General features: G+C 57.7%; 14 protein-coding genes. 5 read left to right on the plus strand and 9 right to left on the minus strand.

All coding sequences use genetic code 11. The annotated features are described in order from the left end of the window. Window positions 1-43: 43 nt before the first annotated feature. From GH722_12315 to GH722_12335, 5 genes are all read right to left on the minus strand, one after another. Window positions 44-1642 carry a gamma-glutamyltranspeptidase gene (locus tag GH722_12315; protein MRG72545.1) on the minus strand — a complete coding sequence of 533 codons (1599 nt, stop codon included), beginning with the start codon at window positions 1640-1642 and terminating at the stop codon, window positions 44-46. Between the two features lie 86 nt (window positions 1643-1728). Further along, entirely contained in the window at window positions 1729-2709 is a 981-nt protein-coding gene (locus tag GH722_12320) for a transporter (GenBank protein MRG72546.1), read from the minus strand. Beyond that, window positions 2706-3524, minus strand: coding sequence for a creatininase family protein (locus GH722_12325; GenBank protein MRG72547.1), 819 nt, complete (start codon window positions 3522-3524; stop codon window positions 2706-2708). The genes GH722_12320 and GH722_12325 overlap by 4 nt, the downstream gene beginning before the upstream one ends. A 14-nt stretch (window positions 3525-3538) precedes the next feature. Next, complete coding sequence (locus GH722_12330; protein MRG72548.1) at window positions 3539-4828, minus strand: TRAP transporter large permease subunit; 1290 nt, start codon at window positions 4826-4828, stop codon at window positions 3539-3541. A gap of 14 nt (window positions 4829-4842) precedes the next feature. After that, window positions 4843-5418 carry a TRAP transporter small permease subunit gene (locus tag GH722_12335; protein ID MRG72549.1) on the minus strand — a complete coding sequence of 192 codons (576 nt, stop codon included), beginning with the start codon at window positions 5416-5418 and terminating at the stop codon, window positions 4843-4845. A gap of 114 nt (window positions 5419-5532) precedes the next feature. Here GH722_12335 and GH722_12340 point away from each other — a divergent pair, with 114 nt between their 5' ends. Genes GH722_12340 through GH722_12350 form a run of 3 tightly spaced genes read left to right on the plus strand, consistent with a single transcriptional unit; the run spans window position 5533 to window position 7418 of the window. Beyond that, a complete protein-coding gene (locus GH722_12340; protein MRG72550.1) occupies window positions 5533-6252 on the plus strand; it encodes an FCD domain-containing protein in 720 nt (239 codons plus the stop codon). 45 nt (window positions 6253-6297) lie between these two features. Beyond that, complete coding sequence (locus GH722_12345) at window positions 6298-6969, plus strand: RraA family protein (GenBank protein MRG72551.1); 672 nt, start codon at window positions 6298-6300, stop codon at window positions 6967-6969. Beyond that, window positions 6969-7418, plus strand: a complete 450-nt coding sequence (locus GH722_12350) for a dehydratase (GenBank protein ID MRG72552.1) — start codon at window positions 6969-6971, stop codon at window positions 7416-7418. Before GH722_12345 ends, GH722_12350 begins: the two co-directional genes overlap by 1 nt. On the opposite strand, the gene GH722_12355 is transcribed toward GH722_12350, so the two are convergent. The 3 genes from GH722_12355 to GH722_12365 are packed head-to-tail and all read right to left on the minus strand — an operon-like array spanning window position 7415 to window position 10565. Continuing rightward, window positions 7415-9097: a glycosyltransferase family 39 protein gene (locus GH722_12355; protein ID MRG72553.1), complete on the minus strand. Its 1683-nt coding sequence runs from the start codon at window positions 9095-9097 to the stop codon at window positions 7415-7417. The genes GH722_12350 and GH722_12355 overlap by 4 nt on opposite strands. After that, window positions 9094-9819 (minus strand): SNARE associated Golgi protein, encoded by a 726-nt coding sequence (locus tag GH722_12360; protein ID MRG72554.1) that lies wholly within the window; start codon window positions 9817-9819, stop codon window positions 9094-9096. Before GH722_12360 ends, GH722_12355 begins: the two co-directional genes overlap by 4 nt. Further along, a complete protein-coding gene (locus GH722_12365; protein MRG72555.1) occupies window positions 9816-10565 on the minus strand; it encodes a glycosyltransferase in 750 nt (249 codons plus the stop codon). Before GH722_12365 ends, GH722_12360 begins: the two co-directional genes overlap by 4 nt. Window positions 10566-10680: 115 nt before the next feature. Between GH722_12365 and GH722_12370 the strand changes: the two genes are divergently transcribed. Continuing rightward, window positions 10681-11133, plus strand: a complete 453-nt coding sequence (locus GH722_12370; GenBank protein ID MRG72556.1) for a hypothetical protein — start codon at window positions 10681-10683, stop codon at window positions 11131-11133. Here GH722_12370 and pncA read toward each other — a convergent pair. After that, on the minus strand, window positions 11130-11738 hold the full coding sequence (gene pncA, locus GH722_12375; GenBank protein MRG72557.1) for a bifunctional nicotinamidase/pyrazinamidase: 609 nt from the start codon (window positions 11736-11738) through the stop codon (window positions 11130-11132). The two genes, GH722_12370 and pncA, sit on opposite strands and share 4 nt — an antisense overlap. Before the next feature lie 104 nt (window positions 11739-11842). Here pncA and GH722_12380 point away from each other — a divergent pair, with 104 nt between their 5' ends. Further along, window positions 11843-13231 carry a tetratricopeptide repeat protein gene (locus GH722_12380; protein MRG72558.1) on the plus strand — a complete coding sequence of 463 codons (1389 nt, stop codon included), beginning with the start codon at window positions 11843-11845 and terminating at the stop codon, window positions 13229-13231. The last annotated feature ends 210 nt before the right edge of the window (window positions 13232-13441 follow it).

Genomic DNA, 13441 nt, shown 5'->3' on the forward strand with positions numbered 1-13441 from the left:
GCCCCGGGATTTGTTTCCGGATATTATTCAGCTTTGCGCAGCATCAGGCCCGGACCTTCAGCCCATCATCCTGCCGGATGTCCAGTTTGAACGGGGCTTCGGCGGCGGAACCGGCAATGGGGCTGGATTTGTCGGCAATCGCCCAGGTTTTGCCGGTTTTCGCATCACGCATGACGCCGGCCGGACAGGAATAGAGTTTCGGGAAAACCAGCATCTGGTCGATTTCCAGTTCGAATTCCCTGGCCAGTTCGTCCAGAACATCCTGTCCCATCGCCGGATCGACACGGATTGACCCGCGGTCGGAGGCATCAACACGCGGTGTGTTAAAGGCATCCTCCAGCGACATGCCGTAATCCAGCAGAAAGGCGGCCAGCTGCGTGGTGCAGGGGGTGATGTGATTGGCACCGGAGGCGCCGACAGCAAACAGGGCTTCATCATCGCGAACGGCAACAGTCGGGCACATATTGGAGGAATTGATCCGCAGTTTTCCCTGCATTGTGGTTGGATAGCCGGGGCGCGGGTCGAAATAGGAGACTGAATTGTTCATCAGCATGCCGGTTTGCGGCAGAACCACCTTCGACCCAAACCGGTTCAGCAGGGTATAGGTCAGGGCGACCATATTTCCTTCTGCATCGACAGTGCTCATATGCGAGGTGCAGCCGGTTTTCTGAATCTGGCCGACTTTCAGCTTGTGGGTATGAAATGCCTTGTTCAGGCCATGGGCATAGGTGGCATAGGTATGTGCGCCAAACGGCCGATGGGTGTCGAGATGTTCCGCAACATATTCCAGAGTTTCGATCAACCGGAGACCGCCGCTTGTGTCACCGGCAGTGTAGAGGGTCGCCCCCCGGTGTTCGCCGGGTGTCGGGTCATGAATCACGGCTTCGTAGTCCGCGAGGTCTTCGAGTGTGATCGGGCTGCCCCCTGCCTGTAAATCTTCGGCAATCATTTCGCCGGTTCTGCCCGTATAGAATTCTCCGGGTCCGCCTTCAGCTATGGCACGAAGGGTTTTCGGCAGATTTCCCAGTGGCAGGAACTGCTCCGGACGTGCCGGGACACCGCCAGGCATGTAGATATCACGCGCTGCGGGGTTGTTGATCAACTCGTTCGCTTCCAGCGCAATCTGCAATGTGGCATTCCAGTCGACGGGCAGGCCGCGTTCAGCGAGTTGAATTGCCGGAGACAGAACACTGTCGAGCCCAAGTCTGCCAAAGCGTTCGACAGCAAGTGACAGTCCGGCAACAGCTCCGGGCACAGTAATCGATCCATATCCGACAACGTTTCGGTTGTCCTTTACACCGGGGAAACCCATGAGAGCATCCGGGACGTTGGGGTCGAGCGGGTAGTCTGCCGGATCGATACCGGCCGCCAGTACACCCTGAAAATTGACAACATAGGCTTTCTTTTCGGCGGCGACCCAGACGACCATAAAACCACTGCCGCCAATGCCGCACATCCAGGGCTCAACGGCGTTGAGCGCAAAGGCACAGGCTGCGGCTGCGTCGATGGCATTACCGCCTGCTGCCAGTGCACCGGCACCAGCCTGCGCAGCCAGCCAGTGCTGGGACGCGACCGAGCCACGCTCACTTTCCACGGCGCTCTTGCGAACACTCCATTGCTCAACATTACGGTTCATGCTCATGAGGGGTACTCCGTCGGGATTGATTGCTGAAAAAAATGGCCCGGGAGAGCTCCCGGGCCAAAGTCTCTCAGGGAGGTTTTTTACATCTACTTCGCGCCCATGGCGACGATCTTCTTGTAGGTCTCTTCACCCCAGATCTTGGTGCCGAGTGCATCACGTACAGGCTGGGTTGCTGCAATGAACTCCGCCTTGTCCGGATAGGTGAAGGTCACGCCCTTGGCTTTCATCTCGGCGATGAACTTCTTTTCCTGCTCTGGCAGCAGCCCGGCAACCAGCTCTGCAGAAGCGGTCTGTGCCTTGTTGAACATGGCCTTGTCGGCATCGGAAAGTTTCGACCAGAAGGGATCGCCGATCATGACATAAGCCGGCTTGTCGATGTAATCGACCATGGCGACGGCTTTCTGAACTTCATAGAATTTCTGGGCATAGATGGTCTCGATCGGATTTTCCTGACCATCGACGAGACCTGTCTGCAACGCGGTGTAGACTTCCTTGAAGGCCATCGGCGTCGGTTTTGCACCGAGAGCCGTCAGGGATTCCACATAATAGTCACGCTGTGGCGATCGCAGCTTGAGGCCATCCAGATCGGACATCCTGTTGATCAGCTTGTTCGAGCTGATCTGGCGCGGACTGCGTGGCAGGAACCCGAACAGACGCATGCGACGGGTTTTCACCAGCTTCTCGTTCCATGCATCGCCAATCGGGCTGGAAATGACATCGATGTAATTCTTGATGCCTTTCATCAGATAAGGCAGGGCGAGATACTCGATCTCCTTCATTCCTGGATCGCCGGATGCCATGATCTGCGTGTCGTTCAGTGCCAGCTGAGCCTGCATTTCACGCGGCGTCCCAAGCTGATTGCCCGGATAGATTGTGACCTTGTAGCGACCACCGGACTCGGCTTCGATCAGTTCCTTGAATTTGACCGCGCCGATATATTGCGCTTCGCCTTCCTTGGCCCAGAGACCATAGCGGACATCAATGGCGTCGGCAGCAAGTGCGGCACCGGTATAAGTCAGCGCGCAAATGGCAACGCCGGCCGTTTTCAGCAAGTTCTGCAGTTTCATTCGGAATCTCCCTCTTCCTCGATTAAGGTGTCAGCCTGACTGAAATGGTTCAGAAAAGCTGTGGTGAATTCGACGATATAGTCAGCGATTTTTTCACCGACTTCCGCCGAAGAGTGAGTAGGGTCGCCACCGGCAATGCCATTGTCGCAACGATCGGTGATATCGACAGGGACGTTGATATCGACGCCCTGGAATTTGACGGCATTCAGGCCCGCCGTCGGCAAACCAAGCAGGTCGCCAAATTTGTCGTTCGGTTTGACGATCAGGTCTTCGCGCACCAGTTCCGGGAACAGATGCATGTAAACCGATGTCAGCGGATCACTGCCATGGCCGAATGCCCTGGTGCCGATATCCGGATGAAACTCTTTCCATTTCTCCGGTGTGATCAGACGCCAGACATTCAGGCAGGGAATGATGACGCCCCATTCCTGGCGGATTTTGCGGATCGTCTGATCGATCAGCGGAAAGTTGCCGGAATGGCCGTTGAAGATCACGAGGTGATCAATGCCGTGGCTGAGGAAATTCTCGCACATATCCTCCAGCACCTTGCAGAAGGTTTCCGGGCGAAACTGAATGCCGCCGGGCACCGGACGGAAATAGTCAGCATATCCGAACGGCATGGTTGGCGCAGCGATGGCGCCTGATTCTTTGGCTATCCGCGAGGCCAGAGCCTCCGTCAGCATCCAGTCACCCATGGGTGCCATCGGCCCCTGTTCTTCCTGTGAGCCGAAAGGCAGCAGGATGGTCGGATTGTCCTTCAGCCGTTCGGCGAATTCGACCCAGGTCAGGTCTTTCAGAAGATGTTTATCGGCCATAGGGAAGACGCTCCTTATTTGATGCCCGCCCCGAAGACCATGTTCGGAATCCAGAGGCTAAGCTGTGGGAAGGCGGCGATGATGATGATCGCGCCAAAGAGGGGGATGTAATAAGGCAGCATGGCGCGGACCATTTTCGAGAAGGGTATCTCGGCAATGTCCTGCGCAATGAACAACAGAACGCCGACCGGCGGGGTGCCACCGCCAATGATCAGGCAGAAGATCATCAGGACGCCGAAATGAACCGGATCGACGCCAAAGCTCATCACCACCGGGACCAGGATAGGTGTGAGCACAATCTCGGCTGAAGAGGCGATCATGAACAGCCCGACCAGCAACAGCAGAACAATCATCACCGTCAGGATGATGGCAGAGGAGTCAGTAAAGCCGGACAGAAAGCTGGCGATGTCCTGAGGAACCTGTTCGCGTACCATGATCCAGCTGAAGGTCGAGGCGACAGCGATGATGATCAGAACCCGGATACTGCCCCATGATACTTTTTGCAGGGTGGCCCAGAATTCACGGAACCCGACATTGCGATAGACGAAGGCACCGAGGCAAAGGCCGTACAATACGGCTACAGCGGCTGCTTCAGTTGGTGTGAAGATGCCGGAGAGAATGCCGCCGACGATGATCATCGGGAACAGCAATGCGGGTGAACCTCTCCAGGTTGCGCGACCAAGTTCGGGCAGGGTTGCACGGGGATATCTTGGATAGCCGCGTTTGCGTGCAAGGAACCAGGTGAAGATCATCTGGACCAGAATGATGGTGACCCCCGGAACGATGCCGGCAAGCAGCATCCGCCCGATGGAAACATCAGCCAGGGCGCCGTAAATCACCATGCCGATGGAAGGCGGGATGATGGGGCCAACCATGGCCGAGGCAACGGTGACAGCGGCGGAAAAGTCTGCCGGATAACCTTCCTTTTTCATCGCCGGGATGAGAACTGAACCAAGAGCGGCGGTATCAGCCGTGGCAGAGCCGGACATACCGGCAAAGATCATGGAGGCGAAGATATTGACCTGCGCCAGCCCGCCATGGATATGGCCGACAAAGGCCCGCGCCATGGCAACGATCCGTTCTGTCAGATGACAGGCGTTCATCAGTTCGCCGGCCAGATAGAAGAACGGGATGGCGAGAATCAGGAATGAGTCCATCGCGGTAGTCATTCGCTGGGTCATCATCGCCAGCGAGACATCGGCCATCGCGAGATAGGATATCGAGGCGATACCCATGGCGAACACCAGAGGCATCCCCAGCATCAGCAGGGCAACCAGCACGCAGAGTACGATTACAGGCATCATCGGTCGGTGTTTCCTTACATGGCCGTGATGTCGTCGGTCGATTCGTCTCTGGGCTTTTGCCAGCGAAACACCGCACGAAGGATAATGAACAGAATCATCAGCGCGCCGCCGATCAGGGCGGGCACACGGTAAATGCTCTCCGGCAGGTCAAGGGCACCGATTTCAACATAATGGGCAAGTTCGATCAGCGGATAGCCGCCCCAGATCAGGATGCAGAGGAATCCGAGAGCCAGTACGACATTGATCATGCGCATCACCCTGCGCGCGCGGGCGGGAAGGCGGACAAAGACAACATCGACATTCAGATGCCGACCATCCCAGCAGACCACGGAGGCACCGATGAAGGTCATCCAGACCAGCAGGATACGGACCAGCTCCTCGCTCCACACCAGCGGGCTGTCGAGGACAAACCGGAAAAAGACCTGAGCGATTGTGAGAGAAACAATGGTTCCGAATGTCAGTGCGACGATAATGCGCAACGGCAGGGCAAAGTCTCTTGCTGGCTTTGCGGGCACTGGCTTTGGCTGGTCATTTTCTGTACTCACCCTGCGTCCCCTTTTCGCTTGGTGAGTGAACGGTAGGGCGGAAATTTTATTGTATCAAGATATTTTCGAAAATTTTATGAATTCGGAAAATACGTTGCGCGGTGAGAATTCCAGCGATTACTATTGGTAAAAATGTCCGGATGAAATGGCCAATGAAGAATGAGTAACGACAGGCTCCCTGACCCTCGACCGACGACGCAGGCGGTTGCCGTCTATGATCTGATGCGCCGGGATATTCGTAGCGGTGCGCTTGAGCCTGGTATGGCTTTGCGGACCGAGTTGCTGAAGACGCGTTACGGCTCGGGTGTCAGTCCGACCCGGGAAGCGCTGGCGCGGCTGGCGGCTGAGCATTTTGTGACGGCAGAAGGCAAAAAGGGCTTTCGGGTTGCGCCGATCTCGATTGAGGATTTCGAGGAACTGGTCAGCATCCGCAGGGAACTGGAAGCCCGCGCGCTTCAGCTTTCCATCGCCAACGGAAATGATGACTGGGAAGCGCAGATTGTTGCGGCATTTCATCGGCTGACCAAAACCAGCCCGCCGGGACATATTCTGAACGCGATTGAGGAGGAAGAGCGGGAACGGCGGCATCGTGATTTTCACATGGCTCTGGTGTCCGGCTGTCGTTCGCGCTGGCTGCTGCGTTTCTGTGAACAGCTGACGGCGCATCTTGAACGTTATCGCCGTATTTTGAATCCGCAGTCGGCAATCAGCACCGGGGATGGCAAGGAAATCGAGGACGAGCATCGTGCCCTGATGACGGTGATGATCAATCGTGATGTGGATGGTGCAATCGACCTGATCGAGCGCCATCGCAACCGCACCTACAACGTTATTCTCGGTCGCTTTGAAGCCTATCGTGGCTCTGTCGCAGCAGAATAATCGTCACCTCTTAAAAGTGAGACAGCATACCAAAGGAAGAGTCAGATGAGCTACAAAATCAACGATCTGCCGACCCAGGTTCCGGCCGCCCTGATTGCAAAGGGATCGAGAGCAGAAACCGCAACGATTGGTCATAAACGGCTTCAGGGTTTTGTGAACCGTCGCATTCAGTCGGTTCTGGAAAACCCGAAAACAGTTGCCGGTACGGCAGTGACGCTGGCCATTCCGGGTATGGATTCGACCTTGCTGCACCACATCGTTCAGTTTCTGCGTCCGGGTGATTTCCTGTGCATCGACCGTCTCGGCGATGACGTGCATGCCTGCCTTGGTGGCGGTGTTGCGGCTGCGATCAAGGCGTCCGGCTGTATCGGTGTCGTGATTGACGGTCCCTGCACGGATGTTCCTGAAATCCGGCAGTATGATCTGCCTGTCTGGTGCAGCGGTACGGCCCCGATCACGACCCGGCTCTATGATGTCGGCGGCGCTTTCAATACGCCGGTCTCGATTGGCGGGGCGGTTGTTAATCCCGGTGACATGGTTATTGCCGATTTCTCTGGCGTGGTTGTCATGCCGGTTGGCGAAGCCGAGGAAGATATCGACTGGGCGCTGGGCAAGCAGGCGGCAGAGCCGGAAGGCCACAAGAAGATGCTGTCGGGTGAGAAAATCGGTGAACGTTCCGGTGCGACGGCCAAAGTCCTCGCCAAGACCGGTGGCTGATGCAGTATCTCGACGATTATGAGCCCGGACAGCGGTTTGTAACCGCTGCCCGGCTGATGTCTGAAGATGCCGCGAAAGATTTCGCCACGGCATTTGACCCGCAACCATTTCATCTCGATGCAGCGGTGGCGGCAGACTCGACTTTTGGCAAACTTGTCGTCAGTGGCTGGCATACGGCGGCCCTGACCATGCGGCTGATGGTGGACAGCGACTTTCAGCCGGTCAACGGCATCGTTGGTTTTCGTGTTGATGAACTGAACTGGAACAGGCCGGTTTCCCCCGGTGACCGTTTGCATGCGGTGATGGAAGTACTGGCCGTCACCCCGTCACGGTCAAAGCCGGACCGGGGAGTGCTGAAACTCCGGATCTCGACGATCAATCAGGAAGATGAGGCGGTTCAGGATATGACGGCCAACCTGCTGGTTATGCGTCGGCCTGGCGCCGGTTAGTTTGCTGTAGAATCATCCGACTTTTTCAGGTCTTCCGGAAAATTAGGGGTCTGATCGCTGGGTGCACGTTTCACCACATCCGGATTTTGGGCGACGATCTGTGCGGGCCAGATTGCCAGATAACGTCCCCGGTAAAGGCCGATGAAGTCAGGCTTCAGGTCTGTTTCCGGCAGGATACGGTGCAGCGTAATGATACGGCCTTCCGGATTGGCACGTATCCAGTCCGCCGCTTCGGCGTCACCGGTGGTGGTGATGGGTTTAGTGAGACGCCCGGCAAAATTGAACTGTCCGTGATATTTTCCGTAAAATGACAGGGGATGGCCGGCATCTTCATGCCGTTTGATTTCCTCTGCGACCTCATGGACATCATAATCACTCATCAGCCGCGGTGACGCGACGAGATGGACGACGATCACCAGCAGTGACGTGGCGGCGGCCAGTGTTGCCAGCGTGCCCGTCATGCAGGTACGGGGTTTGATGATCATCCACCCGCCCATGGCAGCCAGCGCAAATCCCCAGGCTGACGGCAAGGATACCATCCAGTCCGGAATGCGTGGCGAGACGAAGGGGGCAATCACCACACCAACGCCAAGTATGATGAAAACAATCGCCGGAACTTTTGACCAGACACCGGTTGGGGCGGCCCGCAAACCGGACAATGCCCGGGCAACAAGCAGGGCAAAGGCGGGGAATTCCGGCAGCAGGTAATGCAGTTGCTTGCCGCTGATCGCCGAGAAAGTGACGAAGGCAAAGCCGATCCAGATGACGCAGAAACGCAATCCGACTTCGGTACGGGCCGATTTCAGGACAGACAGGTTACGCCAGAAGGCGGGCCAGATTGTCCAGGGGATCAGCAGGGCGGGCATCAGGACCGTATACCAGTACCAGGGCCGGGCATGATCGAAGGCATCAACCACCCGTCCGGCGGTCTGGCCCCAGAAGATCATCTCTCGGTATTCCTCGCCACCTGCGATACCCGCAGGAATTGCCCATGCAAGCGCGATCAGGACACCGATCAGCAGCCCGAGCCCCATGCCCGTCCACCAGAAACGCCAGCCATGAGGACGCCCCGCCACGGTCCAGAACGGGGCAAGCAGGGTCACCGGCATGATATGCAGGAAGATGGCCGGGCCTTTGGCAAGAATACCGAATCCGACGGCAAGGCCGAACCATACCCAGCCCATGCGCCGGCCCGTGATCCAGGCTTCCAGCACGCCATAGAGGCCAAGCAGCGCGAAGAAGCCGACCATCATGTCGAACATGTTCAGGGTTGTGAACAGGGTCCAGAACAGCGAGCCAATCAGAATGATCGGGGCCCATGTCGCAATATCCGGCCGGTCAGGCCAGAGACGCCGGGCAATCGCTGCGGTCAGGAACAGGTTGCCAAGGCCAAACAGCGGTGCCACGAGACGGGCGGTAATTTCATTGACCCCGAACAGTGCCCATCCCAGCTTCATCAGCCAGAACAGCAGCGGGGGCTTGTGGTGATAGGGTTCGCCATTCAGATAGGGCACCAGCCAGTCGCCGCGCAGCCACATTTCCCAGGCGACGGCTGCATAACGGGTTTCGTCGACAGGCAGCAGCGGTCGCCAGATGACGGCGACAATCATCAACGCTGCCCAGAGAGCAACAGAAAACCAGATCCATTGTCTGGCGGGGGCAGGGGGCATCGTCGTCATGAAGCGCGGTCGGTCCGGGTTTCGTTATCCGGGATATCGTCTGTTCCGATGGCTTCGTCAATCTGTCGGTTGAAACTGCGGCCTTGCCGGAACCGGCGATACAGGGCCACACCCATGACGGCAGAGACGAGAAACAGCAGAACACTCAGGGAAATCCGGATTTCCGGATCAACGGTGACGCCACTTCCCAGCAGGGCGAAAACCAGCGTTTGTGGAATATAACCGATCGCGGACCCGGAGAAAAACGGGACGGCCCGGACACTGGATACGCCGGCGGCGAGGTTCAGCACGATATTGCTGCCAACCGGCAACAGCCGGATCAGCAAGGTCATGGCGAAGGTATTGTCGCGGAAATAATCGTCGGCACGTCGTATCCGGACCGGCAGGCGCGGGCCGATCAGGTCACGCCCCATCAGCCGGGACGTGGTAAAGGCTGCAATACAGCCGATTACAGTGGCCAGCAGTGCAATGCCGGTTCCCAGGGTGACACCAAAGGCGTAGCCGCCCAGAAAGCTGACGATCTGCCGTGGCAGGCCAACCCCGGCCATAAGCCCGCCCGCCAGCAGAAAAATCGCATAGCCCTGCCAGCCGCTGTTGCGGATTTCACTGTCGATCCAGTTCTGATCGAAATGATCGGCAAGGCCGGAATGTTTGATGATCAGGCCAATGCCGCCAAGCACTGCGATGAACAGCAGGCCGCGTAATATCGGGCGCAGTTTCATGTGTTGTCAGTCGGTCCGGGCAGAATGTCCGGTTGTACCGGTCGGCTTTTCAGCCACATCACACCAAAAATATCGACGATCCCGACCCAGAGCCGGTTCATCAGGCCGTATTTCGATGCGCCGCGCAGCCGGGGGCGGTGATTGACGACAACCGATTCCACGCTGCCGCCGGCCCGGATGAACAGGGCAGGAAGAAAACGGTGGAAATGATCGAAATGCGGCAGACGGAGGAAGGTCGCGGCATTGAAAAGTTTCAGTCCGCAACCGGTATCCGGTGTTGCGTCACCCAGCAGGGCGCTGCGGACACGGTTCGCGATACGTGACTGGAACCGGTAATAGGCGGTGTCCTTGCGATGCGCCCGCCAGCCGGCGAGCAGCAGCAGAGGGTCACCGCGTTTCTCAAGCAGTTTTGGAATGTCAGCCGGGTCGTTCTGACCGTCGCCATCCAGTGTGGCAATCCAGATTCCGCGGGCATGGCGCACACCGGTCAGGACGGCTGTACTCTGCCCGGCACTGGTCCGGTGGCGGATAACCCGCAGCCGTTCGTTCGACGTGCCGACAGCGACCAGTTCGCCCAGTGTGGCATCATCACTGCCATCATCAACATAGAGGATTTCGTAACGGACGCCACACGGCTCCAGCGCCGCGTCGATTTCATCGATGAGGATACGGATGTTCTCCGCTTCGTTCTTCACCGGAACGACAACGGAAAGCTCTATTTCGTCAGTGGACGGAGCGTCTGTCATAAGCATGCAAGCACGGTGGGGGAAATCAGCCGGCGCATTATGGTCAGCATCGTCCGTTTGGCAAACGTCGAGTTCCTGATTGTCCGCAATGGCCGGTTTTCGTGTATAGCAGGGTATGGTCAGAAATTACGCTTATCACCTTGCTGTTCTTTCGTTCCTTGTTGTATCGCCGGTTTCTGCGCTGGCGGATTACCAGCGCGGCCGGTCAGCCTTTCAGGCCGGTGATTATGCGACGACTTACCGCGAATGGATAGAGGCGGCGGACAAGGGTAATGCAGACGCCCGGTTTGGGATAGGGGAACTTTATCGTCAGGGGCTGGGTGTTGGTGCGGATATCAGCCTTGCTGCTGCCTGGTATCGGCGCGCTGCGACGCAGGGACATGTCGGTGCCCTTCTGGCGCTGGCGGAGATGCACCTGACTGGCAATGGCGCCCGGCGCGATGCTGTCCGGGCCTGGCAACTGTTCGATCAGGCCGCCGGTCTGGGAAGCGCCTGGGGGGCAAATCGTGCCCGACGGGTCTGGAGCGGTCTGTCAGCCTACCAGCGGGCGGCGGCAAAGCCGGACTAGCTGCCGCTCAGCTGCACACCGGCCTGTTTCATGTTGTCCAGTGCAGCATCCAGTGATCCGTCCAGATCAATCGCCCGGCAGGCGTCCAGCCGAACCTCGACGGTGAAACCCTGCTGGCAGGCGTCGATTGCCGACCAGGCGACGCAGAAGTCCGTGGCAAGGCCGGTCATCACCAGATTGTGGATTCCGCGTTCCCGCAGATAACCGCCGAGGCCGGTGGCGGTTTTGTGATCGTTCTCGAAAAACGCGGAGTAGGAATCCAGTTCCCTGTCGCACCCCTTACGAAGGATCAGCGACGCCTGCGGAATGTCCAGATCTGGGTGAAAGGCAGCGCTCTCGCTTTGCTGCACGCAATGGTCTGGCCAGAGTGTCTGCGGGCCATAGCTGGCGGTAATGGCTGAAAAAGGCTGTTGCCCCGGATGACGCGACGCAAACGAGAAGTGGCCTGCCGGATGCCAGTCCTGTGTCAGCACAACATGCCGGAAGTTCCCGGCCATGTGATTGATGAGCGGAACGACGGCTTCCCCGTCCGGCACCGCCAGGGCACCGCCAGTGCAGAAATCGTTCTGAACGTCGATCACGATCAGCGCGCTATGGTTTTCCATTGGCCTGTCCTTTCCGGGTTCTGGTGCAGAAGATATTCAGGTCTCAGGCCCGGTTCTGACAGTGAATCGGTTGCCAATTTCCATCCCTCCAGCATACTCCGTATATGACAAATTATGATTTCCACGGCAATGCCCTGACCACCGTGAGCGCCGACGCAGCCGCTGCCTTTGATCATACGCTGGATGGCTATGCACATTTTTCCCGGGATATCGGAGACCGGCTGAAAGCGGTCTTCGCCGCGGATCCGGAGATGCCGATGGCGCATCTCCTCAGAGGGTACTTTTTCAAGCTGATGGCGGCAGCGCGGCCGGCAGAGCGGGTGGCAGACAGCCTGCCGGAGATTCGCCGGCTTTGTACAAAGGCAACAGTACGTGAGCAGGGGCATTCGGCGGCGCTGGATGCCTGGTGTAATGACGACCTGCCCGAGGCTGTGCGGCTGTGGGACGCCATTCTGGTTGATCATCCCCGTGATTTTGTGGCGCTGAAGCTGGCGCAGTACGGGCATTTTTACCTCGGACAGTCTGCCGAAGTGCGGGATGCAGTCGGGCGTTGCCTGCATGGCTGGTCGGAGGGGGATCCGCTTTATCCGTCCGTTATGGGCATGCTGGCATTCGGACTGGAAGAGACCGGTCGTTATGACGAAGCCGAGGCAACGGGACGGCGTGCCGTTGCACTGGACCCGAAGGATCCCTGGGCGGTGCATGCGGTCGCACATGTGTTTGAAATGCAGGACCGGGCGGCTGAGGGAATTAACTGGATTTCCGGGTTGCAGGAAAACTGGAATCAGGCCAATAATTTTCGTTATCATCTGTGGTGGCACCGTGCGCTGATGCATGTTGACAGGGCTGAGTATGACGAGGCCCTGTCGTTGTATGACAACGATCTGTTCGATGCTGATTCGGAAGAATATCTCGATATCTGTAACGATGTTTCCCTGCTGGCGCGGCTTGAAATGCACGGCATTGATGTGGGAGATCGCTGGGATGTTCTGGCCCGGAAATCGAGCGGGCGTATTGACGAACGTCTGATGGCCTTTGCGGATGCGCATTTCAGTCTGGCACTGGCAACCGCTGAACCGGCCCGGGCTGGTGAAATGCTGGCATCTTTGCGGGATGACAGTTTCGGCAAAGGGGGCTGGACCGACCGGGTCACGACCGATGTCGGTATTTCAATCTGCCGGGCGATGATTGCACGGCGCACCGGCGATCCGGGTATGGCCGTCGATCTGCTGATGCCGATCCGCTATCAGCTGCCCGTACTGGGCGGCAGCCATGCCCAGCGGGATCTGTTCGCCATGCTGCTGATCGATTCTGCGATTCAGGACAACCGCTGGAAAACAGCAACGGCCCTGCTTTCGGAGCGGGTGCTGAACAAGCCATGCAATGTCTGGACCCTGCAGAACTATGCAAAGGCTCTGGATCAGGTTGGGGCAGCGGCAAAGGCAGCCGGTGTGAAAGCTGATCTGGAACGACTGATGACCGCAGCATCCTGATACCCGTCTGGCGGATCGAGTCGCCGCTATCTCTCTGTTTATGCTGATTTCAGGTGTTCTGGGGTCGGTTAAAACCTCATCCGTGACATCATCCGACCGGAATGCGCCGGATAAGATCATGTGGTTGATCCACCCTCCCGATAGGGGTGGTCGTTGTCGATATAAATGCATCGAAATGACTACAATCTACCGCGATGTGATCGCCGTCAT

It is taken from the genome of Alphaproteobacteria bacterium HT1-32, from assembly GCA_009649675.1.
Classification (GTDB): domain Bacteria; phylum Pseudomonadota; class Alphaproteobacteria; order Rhodospirillales; family HT1-32; genus HT1-32.

What these genes read in the sequence shown, in the direction of transcription:
- GH722_12330 (MRG72548.1), bottom strand. Translation starts at nt 4,828, where the DNA reads ATGATGCCTGTAATCGTACTCTGCGTGCTGGTTGCCCTGCTGATGCTG.
- GH722_12340 (MRG72550.1), top strand. Translation starts at nt 5,533, where the DNA reads ATGAGTAACGACAGGCTCCCTGACCCTCGACCGACGACGCAGGCGGTT.
- GH722_12345 (MRG72551.1), top strand. Translation starts at nt 6,298, where the DNA reads ATGAGCTACAAAATCAACGATCTGCCGACCCAGGTTCCGGCCGCCCTG.
- GH722_12325 (MRG72547.1), bottom strand. Translation starts at nt 3,524, where the DNA reads ATGGCCGATAAACATCTTCTGAAAGACCTGACCTGGGTCGAATTCGCC.
- GH722_12355 (MRG72553.1), bottom strand. Translation starts at nt 9,097, where the DNA reads ATGACGACGATGCCCCCTGCCCCCGCCAGACAATGGATCTGGTTTTCT.
- GH722_12380 (MRG72558.1), top strand. Translation starts at nt 11,843, where the DNA reads ATGACAAATTATGATTTCCACGGCAATGCCCTGACCACCGTGAGCGCC.
- GH722_12370 (MRG72556.1), top strand. Translation starts at nt 10,681, where the DNA reads ATGGTCAGAAATTACGCTTATCACCTTGCTGTTCTTTCGTTCCTTGTT.
- GH722_12365 (MRG72555.1), bottom strand. Translation starts at nt 10,565, where the DNA reads ATGACAGACGCTCCGTCCACTGACGAAATAGAGCTTTCCGTTGTCGTT.
- pncA (MRG72557.1), bottom strand. Translation starts at nt 11,738, where the DNA reads ATGGAAAACCATAGCGCGCTGATCGTGATCGACGTTCAGAACGATTTC.
- GH722_12360 (MRG72554.1), bottom strand. Translation starts at nt 9,819, where the DNA reads ATGAAACTGCGCCCGATATTACGCGGCCTGCTGTTCATCGCAGTGCTT.
- GH722_12350 (MRG72552.1), top strand. Translation starts at nt 6,969, where the DNA reads ATGCAGTATCTCGACGATTATGAGCCCGGACAGCGGTTTGTAACCGCT.
- GH722_12320 (MRG72546.1), bottom strand. Translation starts at nt 2,709, where the DNA reads ATGAAACTGCAGAACTTGCTGAAAACGGCCGGCGTTGCCATTTGCGCG.
- GH722_12315 (MRG72545.1), bottom strand. Translation starts at nt 1,642, where the DNA reads ATGAGCATGAACCGTAATGTTGAGCAATGGAGTGTTCGCAAGAGCGCC.